Below are 21,614 nucleotides of genomic sequence, written 5' to 3'. Positions count from 1 at the left end.
GACAGGCCCGGGTCGGAGTAGGCCAGCAGGGCGCGGGAGCGGGAGTCCCATCCGCCGTGGGCGGCGATCCGCTCGAAGGGCACGCCCCTTTCGCGGGCCTCGGTGACGAAGCCGCGGCGGAGGCTGTGCCCGGTCCACCGGCCGTCCAGGCCGGCGCGGCGGGCGGTGCGCTCCACGACGTCGCCCACGGTCTCGGGGGTGAGGCGGCCGGAGGTGTCGGCGGTGCCGTCCCTCCGGGGCCGGCCGAGGGTGGCGGCCGGGGCGCCGGTGTGGTCCAGGCGGACGAACAGCGGCCCGGCGGTCAGTCCGTGGTCGGCCATGAGGGCGCGCAGGTGGCGGAAGGCGCGCACCGGGCACAGGGCCGGGTCGGCGGCGAACGGGACCGGGAGGTCCCGGGTCCAGAGGCCGACCTTGCGGCGGTAGACGTCCACGTACAGGCCCTCGTCGGTGTCGCGGACGGATGAGAGGTCCAGCGCCACCAGCTCGCTCTCACGGGCGGCGACGGCGTAGCCCAGGAGGAGGAGCGCGGCGTCCCGGGCGCCGCGCAGCGTGGCGCGGTCCAGGGTGGCGACCATCGCGCGCAGCTCCTTGGGCCGGGCCGGGGTCGCCTGGCGCGGGAGGGCGGCGGCGTCGTTGGCCTCGGACAGCGCCCTGCGGTACGCGGCGAGGTAGGCCAGGGCGGCGGTGGTGTCCGGCGGGGTGAGGCGAGCGGCCCGGTGGGCGGCGCGGATGGCGGCCACGGCCCGTTCGATGGACCGGGGCGAGTAGGGCCGCTTGGTGCGGGGCCGGGGGGTGACGGTCAAGTGCTTGACGTAGGCGGCGAGCTGGTCGGCGGTCGCGGGGGCGGAGGGCAGGTGCTCGGTGCGGCACCACTGCTCGTACTGCTCCACGTCGGAGCGGTAGGCGCGGCTGGTGCCCTTGGGCATGAGGGCGGCCAGGTCCTCGCGCACCATGCGGGCGAGTTCGGCGTCGCGGGCCGGGTCGCGCCGGGCGGGGAGGGGTGCGTGCTCCTCCTCCAGCGGCACCAGCTCGGCCGTGACGGTCTCGGTGTCGGCGTCCAACTCGGTCTCCTCCGGGGCGTTCTGACCTTTCCTGAGAAGGAACGTTATCAGGAATAGGGGGACTGACAGGAGGTGCCACGCGCTGACACTGACTGACACGACATGACGTCTCCTCCGCGCTCGGCACGGGGGGACAACCGGGGGGAGCGAGTTAGTGCGAACTGATATCAGTTCGCGGCCCCTCGGTCGGGGGCCCGTTTCTGAAACCGGCGCCCCGGGCGGCCCGCCCCCCAGGGTGAGGGAGCGGGCCGCCCGGTGGTCACGTCCGGAGCGCGGTCAGGATCTCCTGAGTGAGCCGCGCGGACTCCCGGAAGTGCTGCGGCACGTCCAGCCGCAGCAGACGCGATTGCCGCTGCAGAGCGGCGAGGACCACCAGCGCGGCCGCCACGTCCCCGGACAGGGCACGCGGCCAGTGCGCGGCCTGGAGCCGGTCCAGCCGCAGGGCCTCCAGGCGCCGGTACTCCTCCACGGATGCGGCCCGTGCCGACGCCCGGACCGCATCCGTGACCGCCTTGCACGCCGCCCCCGGAGAGGCGTAGCCGACCTCCTCGGCCACCTGCCGCCAGGTGAGCCCGGCCATGCGCAGCTCCGCCGCCCGCGCCCGCTTCTCGGCCGCCTGCGCGCTGCGCCCCCTCGACGCGCCCACCGGATGCCTACCGAGAGGGCGCCGCCGGCGGACGGCGGGCCCGGGTGAATTCGTCCTCCAGGTCCTCCAGCTCGGCGGCGGCCTCCGCGGCCTCCGTGGTGATCCAGCCGAACCGCTCCGTGGGGGGCGCCACGGTCGGCCCGGTGTCGGTCCACGCGGCGATGCGGTGCCGGACGGCGGCGTTCTGCGTCCAGCCCTGGCGGAACCCCTCCCGCCACTGGCGGCCGAGACCGAGGAGGGCGACCAGGGCCATGCCGGAGCGGGCGACCCGGTGCGCGCTGACCGGCTGGAGCGGCCAGCACTGGCGGCACAGGTAGTGCGGGGAGAACTGCACGTCTGCCCGCGCCCCCGGGTCCAGGAGGCCGCACAGCCAGCAGCGCCGGGCCTCCTCCAGCTCCTCCGGCCGGGCGGGCACGATGCGGCACCGGGTCAGCGGGGTGATGGTGGTGCCCGTCACGCGGCCCTCCCGGCGGGGGCCCCAGCGGCCAGCAGCTCGGCGGCCGCAGTCCAGTCGGGGACGGCGGACGGCACCAGGTGCAGTACGCCGGAGCGGTCGGCCAGGACTCCGGCGGCCAGAGCGGCGTCCAGGTGACGGCGGGCGGTCTCCAGGCCGGCCCCGCAGGAGCGGGCGAGGTCCTCCAGGTCCACGGGCGCCCCGCCCTCGTCGAGGAGGGCACCGGAGGAGTCGGCCAGGGCGTGCGCGGCGTACAGCGCGGCCAGGAATCGCGAGTGGCGCAGGGCCAGGGGCATGGTCCGGTACCAGGTGCGGGCGAGCAGAGCCCGCCAGGCGTCGGGGACGGCCCCGGACGGGCCGCCGGTCGGTACGTGAGGCATGTCGGCCTCCCTCGGTGTCGCAGGAGCCCCCGGCCCACAACCAGCGGGGCGACGGGGCGGCGCTTCGGCCGGCCCCGGGTGTCCGGTGCGGGTCAGGCGTCGGTGGTGGTCCGGGCCTCCGCCTCGGACCGGTGGATGCGGAGCACGCTCCGGCGGGGACCGAACCGGCGGACGCGCATCGGGTGGCGAGGGTCGGCCAGCCACCGGAAAACCGTCCGCTCCGAGACCTGGAGAGCGGCGGCGAAGTCCTTCACGGTCAGCCACTCCGGCGCTTCGTCGGGCATGGTCTCTCCTCTCGTCAGTGATCGACACGACGTGTCATCACCTGACGGTATCCAGTGGCCCCGACACGTCCGGCGCCCCGGCCCCGAGGGCAGGGCTGACAACGGCAGTTGGACTTTTTGGACCGTCCTACGCGCGCAGGCGCGGGAGGTGGCGGGTCGGGGGTCCTCTCCCCGGTCTTCCCTCCGGTCTTCCCGCGCCGCGTCCGTCGGCGGCGCGGACAAGGGGGCTGACCTGGAGGACAAGGGGGGCCGGCGGGGAGGCCGCCCCCGCCGACTACTTGCCTGCGGGCACCCCTGCGAGCCGGAGCGGCCCGCAGGTCGCACCCTGGGTCGCGTCCCGGGTCGCGCCGGGCATCGGTCCGGGACCTGGCAGCGCTTCAGGTCAGCGCCGCAATCGGGCATGGGCCAGTGCGCCGACTACTTCCGTGGGACGGTCCTCGAACGCGAAAGAGGCCCCCGGCCCGCGTCCTCCGCGTGGGAGGTGCGGGCCGGGGGCCTCGGGGTGGTGCGGGTCAGATGCAGGCGGATTCCCAGTGCCACTCCATGGTCGGCGCGCGGCGGTCGCCGTGCTCCGGGCAGTCCGGGTCGGGGACGATCCCGCCGCACGGGTGGGCGGTCGGGCACCGGCACGCCTCGCTGATCTCGGCGTAGGGCATGGCGTGGCGCAGCTCCCGCGGCTCGGGCCGTCCGGTGCGCAGCAGCCGGTGAGCGCGCTCGCTGATCTCGTCCGGGGTCACGCCCCCCAACATGTCCAGGTGCGGCACGTGGGCGCCATCCGAGGACAGGCCCCAGTGGACCTCTCCGGGGTCGCCGTCCTCCCCGCTCCCGGCCCATCCGATCACCAGCCGGTCACCGTGGGCGGCGTGCACGGCCTCCGCCGCGTCGGCGTCCAGCTCGACCACGACGGCCGACTCATAGGCGTCCAGCACAGTCCAGCCGCGGGCCTCGATGGCGTCGGCCAGCGCGCGCACCCACGCGGCAGGCATCTCGTCGGTGATCGACACGGCGGCCCTGGTGGTGGTCATGTGTCTCCTCCTGGTGGTGGTGTGCGCCCATCCTGCGGGCCGGACAGCGGGTGTGGGGGCGGATCGGGGGACCTTCCCCCGACCGGGCTGGTGCCGGTCCCGCCCGCCCCGGCCCGGGGGCCGGAGGGGACGGCAGGGGCACCAGCGCGTCACAGGCCCCGGGCGTCCGCGAGAGCGGCGGCGTCGTCCAGCAGCTCCACGGCCGCGCGGCCGGAGGGGAGCCGGTGGTCGTTGGCCTCGGGGATGGTCTCCACGCCGGGCCATCGGCGGCGGATGGCCTCCAGGAGCACGGCCAGGGCGTCGTCCTCGGCCCGGCCGGTGGGGTCGGTGGCGGCCTCGGCGTGGACCGCCCCGTACAGGCACCGCGCCCCGTCCTCGGCCACAGTGGCGCCCTGGCACCATCCGCCGGCCTCGAGGCGGCGGGCGGCCCGCTGCAGCAGGGCGGCGGCGGGCGTGCGGTAGTCGGGGGAGGGCAGCACTGCGGGCAGCTCCACCGGCAGCGTCACGACGTCGGCCAGGTCCAGGACCGGCGCGGCCAGGTGGGCGGCGCCGCAGGACACGGCCAGGGCCGCGCGCTCCAGGCGCAGCGTCATGCCCGCGTCCACGGCCGCCAGGCGGGCGTCCAGGCCCGGCGCGGGTGTGGTGGCCCGGGGGGTCCGGGCGGGGGCGTGGGTCAGCATGTGAGGGCTCCTCGGTCGCGGGGACGCGAAGCGGGGCCCGGAGGTGCGATCTCCGGGCCCCGCGCGGGTGTCGTGGTGGGTGTGGTGGTCAGTCCTCCTGCGGCGTGCGGTTGATCGCGCCGCAGTTCCAGCACTCCCACTCGGTGGGCAGCTCGTAGTGGGTGGTAGTCCAGAACCCTTTGGGCCGGCCCTTGACGGTGCACAACGCCAGGCACCGCCAGCACTCGAACTCGAAGTCCTCCACGCGCGTCCCCCTTCCTCGGTCGGGGGCCAGTGTGGCGGCCGCAGGGGGCGGCGTGGAGGCGATTGGCGGTCAGTCCTCCTGCGGGGTGTCCTGGTGGCCGGGCAGCGCCCACACGCCGTGCCCGGCGCGGACGACCAGGCCCTCGTCCTGGAGCTTGCTCAGGGCGTTGTCGACGGACCCCGAGGCCGGGCCGCCCTCGGTGCCGACGCCGACCGCGGCCCGGATCTCCCGCGTGCGCAGCGGGCCGCCCGCGAGGGCTTCGAGCACCTGGTCCCGCAGCGTGCGGGGCGGGGCCGGGACGGACGGGGCGGCGGGGCCGGCCGACCGCTCCCGCCGGGGCGGCGCAGCCTCCCGGCCGCCGTCCTCGTCGGCCTCCCCGCCCAGGAGGCGTTCAGCGGCGGCCAGCGCCTCCGCGTACGCCTGGCGGAAGACGGCGGCCTCCTCCGGCGTGAAGTCGGGCACCGGAGCGGACTCCATGAGGTCGATCAACCCCGGGTAGGTGCGCTCCCGCTTGATGGCCCGCCAGACGCGGGAGAGGTAGGGCTGCCCGGACTGGATGAGCCAGGCGGTCCCGGCGGTCACCGGCCCGGTCGGGGCCTCCTCGCCGCCCCATGCGGCCTCCAGCTCCTCCGCGCCGCCCGCGCCGAAGTATTTCGGCACGGGCGTGATCTCCGTGTTGCCGCTGGACATGTCGGCCGCCATGGAGCGGGTCATGGAGGAGTTGACCCGGCCCAGCCACACAGAGCCTTGCTTGGCGTTGGCGCGGATCTTCTCGGAGTGGGCGAGGTCCTGGAGGTGGATGGACTGGCCGGCGATCCTCACGCCTACGCCGACCTTGCGCCAGGTGATCTGTCCGGCCCCGAGCATCCCGGCGACCCACTTGCGGAACTCCTGAGGCAGCCCGGAGTCCTCGGCGATCATGCGGTTGATCTCGTCCATGGTGAGGATGACCAGCCGCCACGGCTTGCCGAGGACGAACGAGCCCCACCCCCGGGCGGCGCTCTCCTGCTGCCGGTAGGAGGCGACGGCGGAGACCGCGGCGAGGGTGGCCGCGGACTGCGCCTGTCCGGCCCCGAAGTGCGCGACCCGGCCCGCGGCTTCGGGCAGGCTCATGCCGTCCTGGGCGTCGGCCACGATCGACACGACGCCGTTGATCCGCTCGGCCGCCAGCAGCGTGAGCAGCGTGACGGACTTGCCGGAGCCGGGGGCGCCCACCAGGAGGTCGGTCAGCGCGCCCAGCTCCGGGTCGTACAGGGGCCAGCGGGCGGGCCTGCCGTCGTGGCGCAGGCCGATGGCGATACGGCCGCGGGCGTCCATGCGCAGATCGTCCGGGGTGGCCTCCCGCACGGTCAGCAGCGGGTGCTCCCGGTAGACGGTGACCACGCCCCGGGCCATGCCGTCGGTCTCCACCATCACCAGCTCGGGGTCCTCCACCCCGAGCGCGCGGGCCAGCTTGCGGCGGGGGAGGGTCAGCAGTTCGCTGTCGGCGGCCTCCACGCGCAGCGCGATCCGGTCGGCCTGGATGCGGTGCTCCACCAGGCGCACGCCCGGGGCGACGCCGCCCGGCCCGCCGACCCTGGCGTCCCACAGGGCGGCCAGCGCGTCGCCGGGCTCGGCGTGCTCCTGGCGGGCGGTGGGGGCGACGCGCACGGCCAGGCGGCCGGGACCGTACCCGGGCACCGGGGCCAGCTGCACGCACTCGACGGGGACGTCGAAGACGGCGGCCACGGTCCGCTCGTCCAGGGACGCGGGGACGGCGGAGCCGGCCGGGGCGAGGATCACCGCGTCGAAGTCCGGCCGGTCCTCCCGGTGGAGAGTGACGGCGGTGAGGACGGTCGGCCCGGTGGCCTGCGAGGCGGCCCACAGGCGCACCAGCCCGGACCGGTACCCGTCCTCATACGCCTCTGCGGGGGCGTGTGCGGGCTCCTGGGCGGCGATCGTCTCCGGCAGGGTCTCCACGGCCCGGCGCAGGCCCCGAGAGCGCGTCAGGGGCGCTGCCAGGCCCGCCAGGGCGGCCACGCCGACCGGCACCGCGTACTCCCACCACGAGGAGCCGGGGGCGGCCAGGGCGGCGGCGTAGGCGCCGGACAGCCCCAGGGCGGGCAGCGCGCGGGAAGAGGCGACCAGGAGGCCGGTGGTGTCCTCCCGGTCGCGGGTGCGGCCCCACAGCCGGTAGAGGACCCCGGCCCCGGCGCCGAGGGCGGCGGCGTGCAGCCCCCACACGTCCGTCTGCGGGCCGATGGCGGCCACCAGGCCCCCGGCGGCGTAGGCGGTGCGCTCCACGGCCGTCCAGCGGCGCGCGGCGGCCGGGCTCAGGCCCCGGTCGTCGGCGGCCTCCAGGGCCGGGGCGGCGGCGGTGGTGGTCTTCACGGTCTGGGCGGTCACGGTCTCCTCCTGGTGGTGGAAGCGGGCCGGGGCCCGGCCTGGTGGTGGCCGGGCCCCGGGTGGGCGGGTGGTGGTGAGTGGGCGTCAGCGGGTCCGGTAGAAACCCGGCCGCGCCTGCTGAACCCCTGAGGCCTGGACGGCCTCGTACACGCCGGCGTACTCGGCCTGGTGGGAGTCGTGGAGGTCGCGGGCGCCGGCCTCCATGTGGTCGGCGGCGTCGGCCAGCTCGCCGGACGCCTCGGCCACGGCGCGCAGCGCGCCGGACGCCTCGGTGATGAGCGCGACGAACCGCGGCTCGACCTCCGCCTGCTGGCACAGCTCGGCCAGGCGGGCGGCGTCGTCGGCGTCCGTCTCCATCCGCTGGCGCAGCTCCCACAGCCCTTCGCGCAGGGCCAGGGCGGAGGCGGTCAGCGTCGCCGTCCGGGCGGCCAGCCGCGTGAACGACGGCGGCGCGTCGGTGCGGTCGGGCAGGTAGGCGGTGCGGGGCTCCAGGTCGGACACGGCGGTCACTCCTCGTTGTGGATGCGGGCGGAGGGCATGGACAGGCCCGCGTCGGCGGCGGCCTGCTGTACGGGGCGGTAGGCGTCGTGCATGGCGTCGTGCGCGGTCTCCACGGCCTCGGCCGCGTGCAGCGAGCTGCCGCGCATCTCCTCGGCGCGGCGGGCGAGGACGTCCATGGACTCCGACAGCCGGACCATCGCGGCCGACGTGAGGTCTCCGATCACGTTGTGGCGCTCGGCCAGCTCCTCCGCGAGCTCGGCCAGGGCGGCGCGCAGGCGGACCGCCTTGTCCGCCAGGGCCGCGCACTCGTCGTAGGTGGCGAAGCAGCGCGTCCGGGAGGCGGCCAGGGCCTCCAGGACGTCATCCAGGGTGATCTCTGTCAGGTGCTCCGGCGCGGCCCCGGACGGGCCGGGCATGGTCAGTGGTGCGCTCACGGGCGCCTCCCTCGTGGTCGTGGTCTTGCTGGTGGTGGTGCCGGGCTCGGCCACCGGCAGGCCCCGCGTCGCCGCGCGGGCGTACCGGGCACGGCGGGTGGAGTCGCCGGGGACGTGCAGGGACTCGACCGTGACGTCCGTGGCATCGGCCGCCGCGGCGGCGTCCTGCATCGACTCCCACGCCGACCGCCGACCGCCACCAGGCGGGGGCGGCGGCGCGGTGCCCATCCAGAAGTCCCCGCCGTCGTCGAACGGGTCCTCACCCGGGTCGCCGGCGGGTGCCTCCTGGCGCCGCTCCTGGCCGGTGCCGGGGCCGCCGGGCGGGGCCTGGTCGGCGCTTCCCGCTTCGGTGTCGTGGCCGGGGCCTGGCGTCTGAGCCGTGTCGGCGTCCTGCTCCAGTCCCGGGTCGGGGGCGTCCTGGTCGGCCCGCCAGGGGTGCCGCAGGCCCTCCGCGCGGCGGCCCTCGAACCGCCTCGCGGCTTCCTCGGTGAGGGCCTGGCCGAGCGTGGTCCGGCCCGCGCCGGCCTTCCCGGTGCCCGTGCCCGTACCCGTCTTCCGGTCCGTGCCGGTGGGCGCCGTGGCGCCGGCACCGGGGGTGCCACCGTTGGCGGCCGGGGACGGCGTGCCGGAGCCGGTACCCGCCGACGTCCCGGAGGACCCCGGCGAGGACTTGCCGCCGCCCTTGCCGAGCACCTTCCCGGCCGCCGTCCTGGCGGCGGAGACGGTCCGGCCGAGCCCTCCGCCCCGGCCGGACCCGCTCCCCGCCGACCCAGCCGAGGACCCGGAGGAGCGGCCCGCCCCGGTGCCCTGCCCGCTCCCGCCCCCTCCGGTACGGCCGGGCGTCCTCGAGGTGCCGCCGCTGGCGGGCGAGGAGGACCGGCCCGGCCCGGTGCCGGATGACGAGGACCTGGAGCCGTGGCCGGAGCGTCCCGGACCGGAGGTCCCGGCCCCGGCGCCGGTGGACGTCCCGCCGGACCGGCCCCCGGAGGAGGACCGGCCCGAGGTGCCCCCGGTGCTCCCGGAGGTGGTGGGCGTGCTCCTGGTGGAGCGCGACGGCCCCGAGCCGCCCGTGCCGCCTGATCCGGACCGGCCCCCGCCGCCGCTGCTGCCCGTGCTCCCGCCCGGTGAGCGCTGGAGGGTCCGCCGGCCCCAGTCGTGACTGGACGGCACCCGCGGCGACACCCTGCCGCCCGTGCCGCCGTGCCGCAGCTCGGCCGCCTCGGCCCTGAGGCGGGCCGCGCGCAGCGGCGCGGTCTCCGCCTGCCGCTCCAGGCGGCGCTGCCGCCAGTCCTGGACCACACCGACCGTGCCGCGCAGCGCGGCGAGCGCCACCGCCAGGACGGCCGACAGGGACAGCGCCCCGAGCCGAGGCCCGGCCGGGTCGCCGGCGCCCTCCGACCGGAACGTCGCCGGCACCTGTCCGGCGGCCGGGAGCGGAGGCAGGGACGGCAGAGCCACGGGGAGGGCGGCCAGGGACTCGGCCGCCGACCGCCGACCGCTCCCCGCAACGGGCGCCGCCCCGCCCCCCGATGGCGCGGGGGACGGGGCGGCGGGAGGAGCTGCCGGAGGCGGCGGAGGAGCCGCGGGCGGCGGAGCCGGAGGGAGCGGGGGAAGCCCCGGCGGGCCGCTCCCCCCGGGGAAGTTGATCACGTTGCTGGACATCGGGTGGCCCCTTCCAGGGTTGACAGACGGTGACCGCCTTGCGTACGCGCGCGGGCGTCCGCGCGCCCGAGCGTCCGCGCGTCCGCATAATGCGCGCGAGGCGGTCACCGGGTGGTGATGAGGATGATGAAGGTCACTGCCCGTAGCGCTGGCAGTAGTTCTCCAGGAACCGCGCGAGGTCGTCCCACGCCTCCGGACGGCCCGCCCGCTCCTGCGCGGCGGCCACCGCGCGGGCCTGGTCCCACCAGGCCGCGGCGACGCCGCGCGGGCCGCGCTGTCCCTGCGCGGCGAGCCGGGCCGCCAGGTGCCGGCGGCGGTTCTCCTCGCGGCGGGCCGCCGCCGGGCTGGCGGCGGCCTGCGTCGTCGGCTGCATCGGTCACGCTCCCCTCTGCCACAGGTCGGAGATCCCGCGCACCTGGCCCGCGTCCGGCGCGGCCGGGGCCTGGCCGCCCGCCGCCCCGGCCCCCTGTTCCTGGCCGAACGCGGCGGCGGCGGTGGCGGTCTTGTGCAGGGACTTAGCGGTCGCGCCCTCGATGGCGGCCTGGCCGGCCTTGCGCAGCTCCTTCGCGCGGCGCTTGGCCTCCCGCTGCTCCGGCAGGGCGGCCAGGGTGCGGGTGTGGTCGGCGTAGGCGGTGCGCAGGCCCTCGGCGTGGCGGGCGGCCTGCCGGGAGGCGGCCTCCAGGCCGCGGAGGTGCTTCTCCACCCGGCGGGCGCGCAGGCGGGCCGACCAGGGCCGGTCTCCGGGGACGTGCTGGGCGCGCAGCGCGGCCTGGAGGGTGGCGCGGGCGGCGCCGTAGTCGCGCTCGTCGCCGGTGTGGACGCGCTGCCGGTCCAGGGTCCAGGCCGAGAGGACTTGGAGGTCCAACAGCCGCTCGTAGTCGGCGGCGTCGTTCACGGCGGGCGGCTGCCCGGCGCGCAGGTCGGGGGTGTAGTCGGTCACGGTGCTCCTCCTGGTGGTGAACGTCGGTCGTCAGGGGTTGGGGGCCTGGAGGTCCCACAACCGCCCCGGCCGGGCCGGGGGCGGCAGTGGTGAGCGCCAGACACGCGGGAGGGGCGGCCCGGTGCGGGCCGCCCCTCGGTGGCGGTACGGTCAGCGGGCGGTCCGCCCCCGGCTCCAACGGGGGCGGACCGTCGCGGTGTCAGGGCCGGTAGCCATCGGCCAGGAGCGCGGCGGCTTCCTTGCGGCGGGCCGACGCCGTGGCGGGCGAGACGCCTCCGAGCGCTTCGGCCACGCGCTCCAGCGGCAGCCGCTCGGCGTCTCCGCCGGCCTCGGCCAGCACCAGCCGGGCCACCTTCCGGGCGGCCCGCTCGGTCGGGGAGAGCCGCAGTTCGTCCTCCGTTTCGACCGCGCGCCGCTCGATTTCGAGGGCGCGGGCCGTCGCTTCGACCGCGCGCTGCCGCGCTTCGGCGGCGGCGGCCTCGTCTTCGGCCACGGCCCGGTCGGCGGCCTGCTTCTGCCGCCGGGCTTCGGCCGCGCGGGCGGCGTCTTCGGCCGCACGGGCTTCGATTTCAGCGGCACGCCGGTTCGCTTCGGCCGCGCGCAGCCGGGCTTCGGCCGCGCGCTCGGTCTCGACCGCCCGCGCCTCCAGCTCGGCCGCCTGGTCCTCCTCGGCGGCCTGGCGGCGCAGCTCGGCCGCGCGCAGCTCCTCCTCCGCCGCCTTGCGGTCGGCCTCCTGCCGCCGGGCCCTCTCCTCGGCCTGGCGGGCCTCAGCGGCGGCCTCACGGGCGCGGGCCTCGGCCACGGCGGCGGAGTCCACCGCTTCGGCCTCCAGCGCGGCCAGGCGCTCCGCCGCGGCCGTCTGGGCGCCCACCTCGGCTGCGGTGGTCTTCACCGAGCCATCGGCCCGCAGCGCGGCCTTACGCCGCTCCGCCTCCCGCTCCTTGGCCCGGATCTCCTCGGCCACCTTGCGGTCGGCCTCGGCCTCCCGGCGCTCCCGCTCCTGCTCCTCGGCCGCCTGGGGCAGCGCCAGGGCCTCATCGACCGTGAGGCCGTAGCGGGCCATCGTCAGCGGCAGACGCGCGTCTGACGGCGCGTGCTTGGCCTTGCCGTACTGGCGCTCCAGCATCACCCGGTAGACGCGCAGCGCCCTCTCCCGGGCCACCACGGCGGAGTAGGGCAAGCCCCAGAGCTTCATGCGGCGCCACATGGTCCAGGTGCGGGCCGGGGAGAGCAGCCACCGCAGCAGCGGCACCCCGCCGGTCTCCCGGCCGGCCTCCAGGTCGGCGGTGCGGACGACCAGGAACCGCGCGGCCTCCACCGCCACCACGAACAGCAGCGGCATGACCGCGTGCATCGCCGCGGCCACCGGATCGGCGGCCGGGGAGAGTTCCCCGGCGTTGGCGTTGAACCACACCGTGGCCAGGGTCAGGCCGTGCGCCACCGGTCGCAGCCACGGCCAGGACACCCCGCGCCGCAGCAGGTAGAGGTCGGCGGCCAGGGCCACGATGATCCCGGCGTCCACGCCGATGGGGAACCAGGGCGCGAAGTCCCCGAAGCCCTTCTGCGCGGCGAGCTGTCGCAGCGCGGAGTAGGACCCGGCGAACCCGATCCCGGCCACCACCGCGCCACCGAGGACGGCGACGCACAGCAGCAGCCGGCCGAGGACGGCGGCCCGGTCCCGGGGCGTGCTCGAAGCGGCGGCCGGTGTGCTCGAAGTCGGGCCGGGCGTGCTCGAAGTCGGGGCCGGTGCGCTCGAAGCGGCGGCCGGTGGAGTCGAAGCGGCGGGGGGTCGGGCCGTGGTCGGCGGCGGGGCGATGGTCGTCATGGGTGCCTCCCGGTGGGGTGTGGTCGAAGCGGAAGTCTGCGGGCTCGAAGCGGCGGCCGGTGTGCTCGAAGTCGGGCCGGGCGTGCTCGAAGCGGCGGTCTCGGCGGCCGGGGGGACAGGGCGGCCCCGCGCCGCGCGGGGCGAGCGGGGCCGCCCTTGGGCGGTCAGTGGTCGCCGTGCTGCTGGCGGCGGGCGGCCTCGGTCATCTCCCGGACGGTGGCCTCGAACGAGCGGCCGGACTCCAGCAGGGTCCGGGTGAGGATCTGGGCGGCGCGGCCGGAGTCGCCGGCCTGGAGGGCGGCGCGCAGGGCGGCGGTCTGATCAGCGATGAAGTCCACGCCGTCAGTCCTCCTCGCCGCACGCGCAGACGCAGCCGCGGCCCGCGCACTGGCGGCAGTCCTGGCAGGTGTCGCACACGCGGCAGTGCTGGCACCCGGTGCGCGGGTCCGGCGGCCAGCACGCGCACCCGGTGGGCTGCCAGGGCTCCTCGGAGCCGATGCCGAGCTGCCCGGGGGTCATCACGTGCGGGGTGCGGCGCGGGGCCGGGAGGCGGCGTTTCGTGCGGGGCATGGTCATCTCCTCTCGTGAGGTCACGGTCGTCACAGGCCGCAGCGCTTGCACGCGGACCCGTCCTCGTTGGACTCGCCGCACCCCGAGCACAGGTCCCTCCTCATCGCTCGGCCCTCCGGGGACGGACGGCGTGGGCGCAGCCGTCCAGGAGCGGGCAGGCGGCGCAGGTGCGCAGCGCGACCGCGCGGGCGGCGGCCCGGTCGGCGGCCGTGCCGGTCCGGTAGCGGGCGGCGTCGTAGACCTCCCACATGCCGGAGCAGGCGGCGCGGGGCGGCTCCCGGCGGTCGGGGGCGGTGCCGGCGGCGGCCAGGAGCCGGGTGGAGCGGATGCGGTGCAACGCGGTCATCACTTGCCCCCGCCCCGGACCCGGCGCAGGGCCTCGTCCATGTCGGGGTCGGAGTCGGTGGGCGCGGCCTGCGTGGCGGAGCCGTAGATCTCACGGCACCGGCACCTCCAGTAGCCGCACAGGTCGCAGGCGTCGGTAGCGGCCAAGGTCGGGATACGGTGTCGCATGCGTTCTCTCTCCTCCTGGTGGTGGAAGCGGACGCAGCGACGGCCCCCCGGGCATTACGGCGTCGGTAGCGCCGCCCGGTGGGGCCGTCGTGCTGTGTGATGGCGGGGCCGGTCAGGTGCCGGTCGTCCCCTGCCGGTGGAGGTAGGCCCGGTGGGCTGCCTCCTGCATCTGGGCCAGGGATATCTGCCGGTCGTCCCAGACCAGCCGCATGCGGCCGTCCGGGAGCCGGTCCAGCCGGGCGGGCTCCCCGGCGGGCAGGCGGCCGGTCTCGATGACCACCAGCTCCCCGCCGTCGTGCGGTGTGTCGTCTCGGCTCAGGTCCATGCGCTGTTCCTCGGTGGGTCGGTGGTGGGGTCAGGCGGCCAGGGCGGCGGTCGGCTCGTCGGCGGCCGGGACGGGCAGCGCGGCGGGCACCAGCTCGGTCACGCGCAGGGACGGGGCGCAGGGCCGCATGGGGACGTCCCCGAGGCCGAGGCGGGCGTAGGTGGCGCGGATGGCCTCCAGGTCCGGCGTCTGCCGGGAGGACGGCACCCGCTCCACCAGCCACCGGCCGTACCGCCCGGCCGGGAGCCGACCGAGCGTCTTCTTCGCGCGGCGCTTGCCACGGTCGGCGGCGCGGGCCTGGTCACAGGCGGCGGCGTAGTCGGCGGCTGCGGTCTCGATGGCCTCCGGGGCCGGCATCTCCTCCGGGCCGTAGGCGTCCGCCGGGTCCGGCACGGTCTCGGTGCGGACCAGGGCGGCCGGGGCGACCACGGACCGTACGGCGTCGGAGACGGTACGGGCGGCGCGGCGGACGCGGGTGAAGTCGAACATGCTTCCTCCTGGTGGGTTGGTGCGGTGCGTCCCCGGTCCGGGTGTCGGTAGCACCCGGGCGGGGAGAGGGCGGCCGAGCGGCCACCGGCCGCCCCGAAGCGGGGCGACTGGACGCGGCTCGGGCACGCGGACCCGCCCGTTCCCGTGGGGCGCGGGCGGGCCGCTTCAAAGTCGTGCGTTGTTCTCTCTCTGCCATCGCTAGCAGTTCGCCGGCGCCCCGCGCTGTGACCCGGGGGCGCGTAGGACCGGAGCCGTGTCAGGTACTCCGCTTGCCCTCCCCTGTCCCGGCCGGGGCGGCCTCCTATGGGTGGTCTCAACTCCCGCCAGGCGGGGGTCTCGTGCGCTTCCTCCGGTCCAACTGCCGCTGTCCCTCGGGGCGCTGTCCCCGCGTCACGCGCGGGCACAAGGACGAATGTATGGATGATCCAACTCAATGTCAAGACATTGAGCCCGAAGGATTGACTTTGGTACGGTGGGCACAACTGAACGACCAACCAGGAGGGATGAGACGTGAACGGGAATCAGATCGCCGCCGAGCTACGGCGGAAGATCACGGCCGGGGAGTACACCTACGGCTCACGGATGCCGAGCGTCCGGGACCTAGCCGCCGAGTACGGCGTCAGCCAGCAGACCGCCGCCGCCGCGTACGCCAACCTGGAGGCCACCGGCATGGTGCGCGTCGGGCGCGGCGTACAGGGCACGATCGTCACCGCTGGCCCGGCCGCTGACGCACACCTCGGCCACTTCTCCCCGCCGGACCTGGCGGCGGCAGACGCGGCCTGGAAGCCCGTCAACGGCGGTACCGCGAGCGAGGAAACCGTCAGCGTGCGCCAGGTGACCGCCGATGCCCTCATGGCTGAGTGGGGCATCCCGGAGGGCACGGGGGTCGTGGAGCGGGTCCGCATCCGGTGTGTGGACGACACGCCGGTTCAGCACAAGGTGACCGTGGTCCCGCTGGCCGTCGCCGGGAAGCGCCCGGAGGGGTACGACGGCATCCCGCCCATGCTGGCGCCGGTGGGCGCCGAGCCGGTGAAGCCTCCGCGCGGCGTGCGCATGGCTGACTGGCTGGGCTGGGACCTGGCCCATACGCAGTGGTCAATCACGGTGGAGCCGATGACGGCCGGGGCGGCGGACGTCCTCGGTGTGTCGGAGGGGGTGCCCGCCTTCCGCATCCTGGCCGTGGCCCGCGACAGCGACGGCAGCACGGTCTACGCGACCGCCACGACGGTCCCGCTCCACCACCGGATCACGCTCGACATCATGGAGGACTGACCGTCCAACCCCTCAGACACGCAAGCGCCCCGCCCGGGAGCATCGGGCGGGGCGCTTCGCTGTGTGGTCAGTGGTCAGGAGACGGGGCGGATGGTTCGGCGGCGCCGGGAGTCGGTGTTGCTGACCTTGCGGGGCGCGCGGGCTCGGTCGTCCGGGATGACGGGCGGGTCCGTCAGGGCGGTTGCGATCATGTCGCGCAACTCGGGATGCAGCGTGAAGTAGTACCGGGCATTGATCCGGTAAAGGCCGGCGGCCGTCCGTACCAGGAGGCGGAGCCCTTCCAGGCGGGCGAGGGATTCGTGGACGGTGGAGACCGAGTTGCCGCAGTCCTCGGCAACGGTGTCGACGGGGACGGGGATGGGGTCGAACAGGCCGCCGTGGTCCTCCACCCATGCGAGCGTGCAGTGCTGGGCGGCAGAGAGGTTCAGGGAGTAGACAGACGGGACGGTTAGATCCCGCTCGGGATTGAAGCTGTCAGCGGGCATGGTCGTCATCGCGTCTCTCCTGCGGCGCGGCGGGGCCTCGGAGCGGCCTTCCCGGCGCTCTTGGGCTTGCTGGTGGACTTGGTGAGTGCTTTCTCGTCCGGGGTCACTCGCGGCGGCGCGATGCGTCGGCACGCGCTGACCTGAGTGCTCCCGGCCCCTTCCCAGTATCGGAGCGGGTTGAGCTGGTAGGCAGCAGCCCGAGGTGAGGGCTTCACCACCAATCCGAGCTTGACCAGGCGGGCCAGTGCCTTGCGGCAGGTGGAGTCGTTGGCGCCGATGTCCTCGCCCAGCTCGTCCGGGGTGACTGAGACGAACCCGGCTGCAGCTCCATGCTCGCGGAGCCATTCGAGCGTCGCCCACTCGGCCGCGGCAAGCCCGAGGGAGTACAGCGGGACGTCGCTGCCGACAGACTGCAAGGTGTACCCCTTCCCGTCGAACTGGTGGGGCGTCCGTGGCCGTGCTGACACCGCCTCCCCGGTGTCCATGTTGACCAGGGCCATGTTCGGCCCCCTCTTCCTGGTCATCCCGTGCCCTTCTCTCATCGTCCCGCTAAGGGGCTCTTTTCCGCCCCTTAGCTCCGAGCGACCGCCTATTACACGGGTAACTTACCAGCTCAGCATTCGAAAAACAGCCGCTAAGAGGGGTGTTCACACGTACGGGTTGCCCTCTACGGCCCGCGCCGAGGAGAGCGCAGGGGGTAGCTAAGCGGCTGTTTTTCGCTACCTAAGCGGCGCTTTTTAGCCGCTTAGCCGCGCGTTTCCCCAGGTCAGGGGCACGGCCCCCTTCTTTAACAGAAGGCCCACCCCTCCCGAACGCACCACCAGCACCGGCCGGACAGCAAGCATCAGGCCGTGGTCGGCGCAGGTCATGAAGCCAGCAGGAGCGGAAGGCCAGCGACCCGGTACGGGTCACTTCCCGGGAGCGCAGCCGGGCGGCGTGTCCTCAGCCCTGGCGGGCTTGCGGGCCCCGCTCGTGCCCCGTCCCCGCCGCTGGCGTCCGCGCCTGGTCGCCGCCTCCCAGGAAGGGCCAGCGGGACCCTGCCGTCCGTGGCTGAGGTACCTCCGCCCCGCCGTTGCTGACCGCGCCTTCCCGGGGGTCCCGTTCTGTGGCTGAGGTCTCTCCCCGCGCGGTGATCACCAGCACCATCAAGCGGAACCACAGGCGGCGGGCGGCCGAGGCTCTACAGGCCGGGGGCGGTCATCCGGCGACGGCAGCACCCCCGTTCCAGTCCCCGGCGGGCGGGGGTCCGGAGGAGCCCGCCGGGGGAGTGCGCAAGGGCGTAGCCCGCCGCCCCGGAGCGGAGCGAAGGGGTCGCCATGAGGAGGCCGCAACGGCGGCGTACCCCCACTGGGCAGGGTCCGGCCGACGGAGGCGACGCACTGCCGGACCGGACCGCAAGGTCCGGTGCCCCACGACGGTGGGTCAGCCGGAAAGAGCCGGCCCCGGGCGAAGCGGGCGCGGCCACGTACCTGGCGTGCTGGCGTCCTTCCGTTCCGCCGAGGAAGACCAGCACTGCGGCCCGGACGGACACGCGGCAATCCGCCGACAAGGGCCGTGAGCGCCCCCCTGAGCGACGCATGTCACCCCGCGCGGCTCCACCGCCGCCGGGACCGCCCTCGGGCCGTCAGACGGCCGCACAGCGCCCCGGAGGCGGACACGGCGACGGCCCGCCGGGTGAGCACCCCGGACGGGCCTCCGCGGAGCCTCATGGACCCTGGCGTCCGACCGGGACCCCATGGACCCCCAGCGCGCCGTGACCGGCCCGCGCGGCTGCCCAGTTACAGCCGGGCGACCTCGAGGCCGCCCACCAGGCGGTGACAGCAGTACGTGTTACTACGCGCCGCCGCCCTCGTCGCCGCCACGGAACCGGAACCCGGCCCGGGTCGCGTACTGCGCCCCCTCGTGGCGCAGCCGCTCCGCCCGCCCGAGGTCGTACAGCATCGCGGCCTCCAAGACCTCCGGCGGGATCGCCTCGTACACCTGCCGTTGCTGGGCGACGGCCGCCTCCAGCGTCGCCATGGCCTCCGCCCCGGCGTCCACCTGCTCGGGGGTGACGTCGCCGGCGTCCTGCTCCGGCTCCTGGTGCTCGTCGACGGACGGCCGGGCCGGGGCCGGAGCGGTCAGCCGGCCTTCCGCGACCGCCACCCGCACCACGTCCCCGGCCTGGTCAGGAGAGGCCAGCCGGGACGGGAGGGCGCGCACGGCCTCCCGGAGCCGCGCGGCGGTCACCCGACCGCCCTGCTCCCGCACCGCCTCGTACACGGTCCGCGCCGCACCCACGCCGTGCCTCTTCGCCACGGGCACCAACTCCCGCACCTGCGCCTCATTGATGTCCCCAATTGGGGACAGCGCGACGGCCACCGGCCACGCCTCGATCAGCCGGTACGCCTGCGACCGGCGCATCCCCCACCGGTCCTCGACGTACTCCGCGAACGTGCTGTGCGTCTCCCGGTACAGCCTCGCCTGGTTGATCGTCGCCAGGGCCTTCCCCGCCACGGCGAACGCGACTTGAAGGCTGGCGACCGCCCGCTCGCACGTGGTCAGGTCCGCGCGCTCCCGGTCGTCCAGCTCCTCTGCCGGGCTCCCCGCATAGGGCGCGGGCACCTGCTCCACGGTCAGCGGCGTGGTCACGTCCGCGCCGGTCAGCTCCGCCACGACGCCCCCGGCACGGGCAGCCGCGGGCCGTCCGGGACCGATCTCCTCCGGCTCGTCGGCGTCGTCCGGCTCGGCGCTGACGGCCGGCCTCAGGGACAGGGAACGGCGGCGGCTCACGCGGCACCCTCCCGGGCCAGGAGCAGCCCGGCGGCCTGCGCGTAGTCACTGGCCACCGTCGACTCCGGCGCCCACGACCGCACCGGTTCGCCGGCGGCCGGGGCCTCCGAGGCGCGCACGCTGCGCCGGACCGGCACCACCGGCACCTCCGGGTAGTCCTCCGCGACCCGCTCCGAGAGCTGCCGGGCGAGCCCGGACTTGTCCCACGCGGTGAGCAGCACCATGCCCACCCGCAGCTTCGGGTTCAGCATGCGCTGCACGCTGCGGATCGTCTTGTGGAGCGAGGCCATGCCCATCACGTCCAGGCCGCCGACCCGCAGCGGCACCACCGCTTCATCCGCCGCGGCGAGCGCGGCGACGGTGACCAGGCCCAGAGACGGCGCGCTGTCGATCAGCGTCACGTCGTAGCGCGCGGACCCGGCGTCCTCCGCGTCCTCCGCCAGCGCGGCGGCCACCGCTTTCTCCGCGCCCACCGGCCGCTCGTACTCCACCCGCGCCAGGTCCAGCCCGGACGGCACGACGTCGATCCCCTCGAACCGCGTCGGGTACGTCGCCTCCGCCAGCGTGCACTCCTCGAAGAACACCGACCGCAGCGAACGCGGCTCCTCCCCCTCGGGGTGCTGCGGGCGCAGCCACGCCGACAGCGCGGCCTCCTGCGGGTCGGCGTCGATGACCCGGACGCGGTACCCGTCCGCCGCCCACGCCGCCGCCAGCTCCACCGCCGTCGTCGTCTTCCCCGCCCCGCCCTTCTGGTTGACCACGGCGAACGTGCGCGGCGGCCGACCCGGAGTGTGCGTGCCCGGTACGAGGACCTGCGGGCGCCACGCCTGGTACGGGGCGTCCACGGGCCACGCGGCCACGACCTCCAGCCGGTCCGGCGTCTCCAGCGGCGGCAGTGCGATACGGGAGCCCTCGGCAGGGCCTCCCGGCTCTCCTGGTGGTGTCGTCATGCCCGGAACCTAACCATCCGCCCAGAGCCCGGACCTACAGCCCTACGCGCACGAACCCTTCCGAAGCGGGACGCGACCCGGCCGAACCGGCCTCCCGCCCAGGTACCGCACGGGCTCCGGCCCTCCCAGGCCGGGACGGGCGACCGCGCGGGGAGGGCGGAAACGCGAACCTTTTGCGAACCCCCCGCCGCGGCTGCCGCCGCCCTCGAGGTGGCCGACCGCCCACACGGTCACGCGGCCGGGACCGCCGCCAGGTGCCGGCGACGCCGGGTGACCCGGGCCAGCCGGGCAGAGGAGACCACCGCCCGGCCCCGCTTGGCCGCGCACCCCGGGCCGACCCCGGCCGCCCTCGACTCCAGCGACCGCAGAGGCCGCCCGCACACCTCGCACCGCCGGACCCTGGTCGACGTCGCCACCGCCGCCCACGCCTCCGCGCCCGCGCCCAGCTCCTCCACGCCGAACAACGCCCCCTGCCTCCGGGCCGGGAGGGCGCGGCTCCGCCAGGTCCTCAGCTGCGGCCCGCCCGCCCCGGCCGGGGACGCCACGGCGAACAACACGCCCTGCTCCTGGTGGTGGTCGCCGTGCTCCTGGCGGTCGTCGGCGGGGCCGGCCCCCTCGGGCAACGTGAGCTGCTGTGCCGGGTGCGTGTCCATGCTCGTGAGGATGCCTGCCTACCGGCGACCGTCGCCACCAGGAGCGCGCCCGGGTGGGGCGCCGGGGGCTACAAAACCCTTGCAGAACAGGGAAACGCTCCCCTTGGTCAGCCCTGTACCGCTACACATCTGGCCTGGTCACGGCCGGGCCGCGCGTATACGGCCGGTACCGTCGTGTCATGCCGTCTGAGGTCCTGAGTACCCGCCTGACGCCCCGCGACCATGACCGGCTTCGGGAGCTGGCCGAGCGCCGGGGCAAGTCGCTGTCCGCCACCGCCTCCGAGCTGCTGTCCGCCGCCCTGGCGGATCCGGACGCCTACCCGGCCCCGCAGGACGGCGCTCTGGTGGACGCGGTGCGCGCCACGCTCGCCGCTGTCACCGCGCCGGAGGCGGTCATCCACCGAGAGGTGGCCATCGCCCTGGCGCGGGCCGTGGAGCGGCGGGAGGCGGGCTACCTGTCGGCGGCCGGGCAGCTCCGCAAGAGCCTCGACGCCGCCCGCAGCGCGCAGCGCACCGCCGACCGTCCGCCGGACGACGGCGACCTGGACTCGCTCCTGGCCATGTTCGGCCAGTAGCGGCGCCAGGACGCGAAACGGCCCGCCCCTCAGCAGGTGGGGCGGGCCGTGTGCGGCGTGAGCTATGGGGCGGCGGGATTGAACCCCCGTTGAATGCCCGTTGAACCTCCGGACCTACTGCCGGGCGGCGTCGTAGACGATGGCGTACGCCTCCATCTCCACCCCGATCCGGGCCTGTCGCTCCCCGAGCAGCGCCCGGAGGGTGGCGACGGCCCAGGGGCGGGCCGCCCTGGCCCACGCCACGCCCTCATCGGCCAGGAGGAGGACGCGGCGCCGCACTTCCTCCTGTAGTCCCTCGTGGGTGGCCCACCGGTCCCGGGGGAACGGCCGGAACCGGTGGCCCTCGCGGGCGGTGCGCTCGGTGAGGCGGTCCACGTGCTCCTGGAGGCGGGGCGTCAGCCGGGGCGTGGCCGGGGTGTTCGCTGCGGTCATGTCGGTGTCCTCCTGGTGGTGGTCGTGGTCTACAGGCAGACGGGGGAGTTGGTCATG

The 21,614-nt window shown here is 75.9% G+C and carries 28 protein-coding genes; 2 read left to right on the top strand and 26 right to left on the bottom strand.

Annotated features, from left to right (window positions below; all coding sequences use genetic code 11):
- The 20 genes from F0L17_RS26755 to F0L17_RS26655 all read right to left on the bottom strand — a co-directional run.
- Positions 1-1,061, bottom strand: a 1,061-nt coding sequence (locus F0L17_RS26755) for a tyrosine-type recombinase/integrase (RefSeq protein ID WP_155074345.1), incomplete at its 3' end; no start/stop codon positions are given.
- Positions 1,062-1,320: 259 nt separating this feature from the next.
- A complete protein-coding gene (locus F0L17_RS26750; RefSeq protein ID WP_155074344.1) occupies positions 1,321-1,707 on the bottom strand; it encodes a hypothetical protein in 387 nt (128 codons plus the stop codon).
- 7 nt (positions 1,708-1,714) lie between these two features.
- Positions 1,715-2,164 carry a hypothetical protein gene (locus tag F0L17_RS26745; RefSeq protein ID WP_155074343.1) on the bottom strand — a complete coding sequence of 150 codons (450 nt, stop codon included), beginning with the start codon at positions 2,162-2,164 and terminating at the stop codon, positions 1,715-1,717.
- Positions 2,161-2,541: a hypothetical protein gene (locus tag F0L17_RS26740; protein ID WP_155074342.1), complete on the bottom strand. Its 381-nt coding sequence runs from the start codon at positions 2,539-2,541 to the stop codon at positions 2,161-2,163. The genes F0L17_RS26745 and F0L17_RS26740 overlap by 4 nt, the downstream gene beginning before the upstream one ends.
- A 92-nt stretch (positions 2,542-2,633) precedes the next feature.
- Positions 2,634-2,825: a hypothetical protein gene (locus tag F0L17_RS26735; RefSeq protein ID WP_155074341.1), complete on the bottom strand. Its 192-nt coding sequence runs from the start codon at positions 2,823-2,825 to the stop codon at positions 2,634-2,636.
- 512 nt (positions 2,826-3,337) lie between these two features.
- A complete protein-coding gene (locus tag F0L17_RS26730; RefSeq protein WP_155074340.1) occupies positions 3,338-3,850 on the bottom strand; it encodes a hypothetical protein in 513 nt (170 codons plus the stop codon).
- Positions 3,851-3,999: 149 nt separating this feature from the next.
- The gene (locus F0L17_RS26725) at positions 4,000-4,530 is read right to left on the bottom strand and encodes a DUF6197 family protein (RefSeq protein WP_155074339.1); all 531 of its coding nucleotides are present in this window, start codon (positions 4,528-4,530) and stop codon (positions 4,000-4,002) included.
- A gap of 88 nt (positions 4,531-4,618) precedes the next feature.
- Positions 4,619-4,774 (bottom strand): hypothetical protein, encoded by a 156-nt coding sequence (locus F0L17_RS26720; RefSeq protein WP_155074338.1) that lies wholly within the window; start codon positions 4,772-4,774, stop codon positions 4,619-4,621.
- 69 nt (positions 4,775-4,843) lie between these two features.
- The gene (locus F0L17_RS27960; protein WP_238421071.1) at positions 4,844-7,159 is read right to left on the bottom strand and encodes an ATP-binding protein; all 2,316 of its coding nucleotides are present in this window, start codon (positions 7,157-7,159) and stop codon (positions 4,844-4,846) included.
- A gap of 84 nt (positions 7,160-7,243) precedes the next feature.
- Positions 7,244-7,660 (bottom strand): conjugal transfer protein TraB, encoded by a 417-nt coding sequence (locus F0L17_RS26705; RefSeq protein WP_162466936.1) that lies wholly within the window; start codon positions 7,658-7,660, stop codon positions 7,244-7,246.
- Between the two features lie 5 nt (positions 7,661-7,665).
- Complete coding sequence (locus tag F0L17_RS26700) at positions 7,666-9,552, bottom strand: hypothetical protein (RefSeq protein ID WP_202918012.1); 1,887 nt, start codon at positions 9,550-9,552, stop codon at positions 7,666-7,668.
- A gap of 337 nt (positions 9,553-9,889) precedes the next feature.
- Entirely contained in the window at positions 9,890-10,129 is a 240-nt protein-coding gene (locus tag F0L17_RS26695; protein WP_155074336.1) for a hypothetical protein, read from the bottom strand.
- A gap of 3 nt (positions 10,130-10,132) precedes the next feature.
- Entirely contained in the window at positions 10,133-10,696 is a 564-nt protein-coding gene (locus tag F0L17_RS26690) for a hypothetical protein (RefSeq protein ID WP_338018307.1), read from the bottom strand.
- A gap of 199 nt (positions 10,697-10,895) precedes the next feature.
- The gene (locus F0L17_RS26685) at positions 10,896-12,521 is read right to left on the bottom strand and encodes a DUF2637 domain-containing protein (RefSeq protein WP_155074335.1); all 1,626 of its coding nucleotides are present in this window, start codon (positions 12,519-12,521) and stop codon (positions 10,896-10,898) included.
- A gap of 164 nt (positions 12,522-12,685) precedes the next feature.
- A complete protein-coding gene (locus F0L17_RS26680) occupies positions 12,686-12,859 on the bottom strand; it encodes a hypothetical protein (protein ID WP_155074334.1) in 174 nt (57 codons plus the stop codon).
- A gap of 4 nt (positions 12,860-12,863) precedes the next feature.
- Complete coding sequence (locus F0L17_RS26675) at positions 12,864-13,091, bottom strand: hypothetical protein (protein WP_155074333.1); 228 nt, start codon at positions 13,089-13,091, stop codon at positions 12,864-12,866.
- A gap of 100 nt (positions 13,092-13,191) precedes the next feature.
- Positions 13,192-13,437 carry a hypothetical protein gene (locus tag F0L17_RS26670; RefSeq protein ID WP_155074332.1) on the bottom strand — a complete coding sequence of 82 codons (246 nt, stop codon included), beginning with the start codon at positions 13,435-13,437 and terminating at the stop codon, positions 13,192-13,194.
- The gene (locus F0L17_RS26665; RefSeq protein WP_155074331.1) at positions 13,437-13,604 is read right to left on the bottom strand and encodes a hypothetical protein; all 168 of its coding nucleotides are present in this window, start codon (positions 13,602-13,604) and stop codon (positions 13,437-13,439) included. Before F0L17_RS26665 ends, F0L17_RS26670 begins: the two co-directional genes overlap by 1 nt.
- 112 nt (positions 13,605-13,716) lie before the next feature.
- Entirely contained in the window at positions 13,717-13,929 is a 213-nt protein-coding gene (locus F0L17_RS26660; protein WP_155074330.1) for a hypothetical protein, read from the bottom strand.
- A gap of 30 nt (positions 13,930-13,959) precedes the next feature.
- Positions 13,960-14,418 (bottom strand): hypothetical protein, encoded by a 459-nt coding sequence (locus F0L17_RS26655; RefSeq protein WP_155074329.1) that lies wholly within the window; start codon positions 14,416-14,418, stop codon positions 13,960-13,962.
- Between the two features lie 510 nt (positions 14,419-14,928).
- Between F0L17_RS26655 and F0L17_RS27950 the strand changes: the two genes are divergently transcribed.
- On the top strand, positions 14,929-15,690 hold the full coding sequence (locus F0L17_RS27950) for a GntR family transcriptional regulator (protein ID WP_155074328.1): 762 nt from the start codon (positions 14,929-14,931) through the stop codon (positions 15,688-15,690).
- A 74-nt stretch (positions 15,691-15,764) separates the two neighbouring features.
- Here the strand turns inward: F0L17_RS27950 and F0L17_RS26645 are convergent, their stop codons facing one another.
- From F0L17_RS26645 to F0L17_RS26625, 5 genes are all read right to left on the bottom strand, one after another.
- Positions 15,765-16,184, bottom strand: a complete 420-nt coding sequence (locus F0L17_RS26645; protein ID WP_238421070.1) for a MarR family transcriptional regulator — start codon at positions 16,182-16,184, stop codon at positions 15,765-15,767.
- Positions 16,181-16,699, bottom strand: coding sequence for a MarR family transcriptional regulator (locus tag F0L17_RS26640; protein ID WP_238421069.1), 519 nt, complete (start codon positions 16,697-16,699; stop codon positions 16,181-16,183). The genes F0L17_RS26645 and F0L17_RS26640 overlap by 4 nt, the downstream gene beginning before the upstream one ends.
- A gap of 1,309 nt (positions 16,700-18,008) precedes the next feature.
- Positions 18,009-18,947 carry a hypothetical protein gene (locus F0L17_RS26635; protein ID WP_162466935.1) on the bottom strand — a complete coding sequence of 313 codons (939 nt, stop codon included), beginning with the start codon at positions 18,945-18,947 and terminating at the stop codon, positions 18,009-18,011.
- Positions 18,944-19,897 (bottom strand): ParA family protein, encoded by a 954-nt coding sequence (locus tag F0L17_RS26630; protein WP_155074327.1) that lies wholly within the window; start codon positions 19,895-19,897, stop codon positions 18,944-18,946. Before F0L17_RS26630 ends, F0L17_RS26635 begins: the two co-directional genes overlap by 4 nt.
- Positions 19,898-20,127: 230 nt before the next feature.
- Entirely contained in the window at positions 20,128-20,550 is a 423-nt protein-coding gene (locus F0L17_RS26625) for a DUF6011 domain-containing protein (protein ID WP_155074326.1), read from the bottom strand.
- A 179-nt stretch (positions 20,551-20,729) separates the two neighbouring features.
- On the opposite strand from F0L17_RS26625, the gene F0L17_RS26620 reads away from it, so the two are divergent.
- Complete coding sequence (locus F0L17_RS26620) at positions 20,730-21,125, top strand: hypothetical protein (RefSeq protein WP_155074325.1); 396 nt, start codon at positions 20,730-20,732, stop codon at positions 21,123-21,125.
- A 114-nt stretch (positions 21,126-21,239) separates the two neighbouring features.
- Here the strand turns inward: F0L17_RS26620 and F0L17_RS26615 are convergent.
- On the bottom strand, positions 21,240-21,614 hold a 375-nt coding region (locus tag F0L17_RS26615), incomplete at its 5' end, for a hypothetical protein (protein WP_238421068.1).

This window comes from Streptomyces taklimakanensis (genome assembly GCF_009709575.1).
In the GTDB taxonomy this organism is placed as follows: Bacteria; Actinomycetota; Actinomycetes; order Streptomycetales; family Streptomycetaceae; genus Streptomyces; species Streptomyces taklimakanensis.
The sequence above is the reverse complement of the archived record's forward strand: the minus strand, read 5'-3'. Positions and strand labels throughout refer to the sequence as shown.

Bases quoted from the DNA above. Each gene is read 5' to 3' on its own strand.
- F0L17_RS26685 (WP_155074335.1), bottom strand. From the start codon at position 12,521: ATGACGACCATCGCCCCGCCGCCGACCACGGCCCGACCCCCCGCCGCT.
- F0L17_RS26670 (WP_155074332.1), bottom strand. From the start codon at position 13,437: ATGACCGCGTTGCACCGCATCCGCTCCACCCGGCTCCTGGCCGCCGCC.
- F0L17_RS26665 (WP_155074331.1), bottom strand. From the start codon at position 13,604: ATGCGACACCGTATCCCGACCTTGGCCGCTACCGACGCCTGCGACCTG.
- F0L17_RS26640 (WP_238421069.1), bottom strand. From the start codon at position 16,699: ATGACCAGGAAGAGGGGGCCGAACATGGCCCTGGTCAACATGGACACC.
- F0L17_RS26630 (WP_155074327.1), bottom strand. From the start codon at position 19,897: ATGACGACACCACCAGGAGAGCCGGGAGGCCCTGCCGAGGGCTCCCGT.
- F0L17_RS26695 (WP_155074336.1), bottom strand. From the start codon at position 10,129: ATGCAGCCGACGACGCAGGCCGCCGCCAGCCCGGCGGCGGCCCGCCGC.
- F0L17_RS26675 (WP_155074333.1), bottom strand. From the start codon at position 13,091: ATGCCCCGCACGAAACGCCGCCTCCCGGCCCCGCGCCGCACCCCGCAC.
- F0L17_RS26625 (WP_155074326.1), bottom strand. From the start codon at position 20,550: ATGGACACGCACCCGGCACAGCAGCTCACGTTGCCCGAGGGGGCCGGC.
- F0L17_RS26655 (WP_155074329.1), bottom strand. From the start codon at position 14,418: ATGTTCGACTTCACCCGCGTCCGCCGCGCCGCCCGTACCGTCTCCGAC.
- F0L17_RS26740 (WP_155074342.1), bottom strand. From the start codon at position 2,541: ATGCCTCACGTACCGACCGGCGGCCCGTCCGGGGCCGTCCCCGACGCC.
- F0L17_RS26735 (WP_155074341.1), bottom strand. From the start codon at position 2,825: ATGCCCGACGAAGCGCCGGAGTGGCTGACCGTGAAGGACTTCGCCGCC.
- F0L17_RS26725 (WP_155074339.1), bottom strand. From the start codon at position 4,530: ATGCTGACCCACGCCCCCGCCCGGACCCCCCGGGCCACCACACCCGCG.
- F0L17_RS26730 (WP_155074340.1), bottom strand. From the start codon at position 3,850: ATGACCACCACCAGGGCCGCCGTGTCGATCACCGACGAGATGCCTGCC.
- F0L17_RS26645 (WP_238421070.1), bottom strand. From the start codon at position 16,184: ATGACGACCATGCCCGCTGACAGCTTCAATCCCGAGCGGGATCTAACC.
- F0L17_RS26620 (WP_155074325.1), top strand. From the start codon at position 20,730: ATGCCGTCTGAGGTCCTGAGTACCCGCCTGACGCCCCGCGACCATGAC.
- F0L17_RS26660 (WP_155074330.1), bottom strand. From the start codon at position 13,929: ATGGACCTGAGCCGAGACGACACACCGCACGACGGCGGGGAGCTGGTG.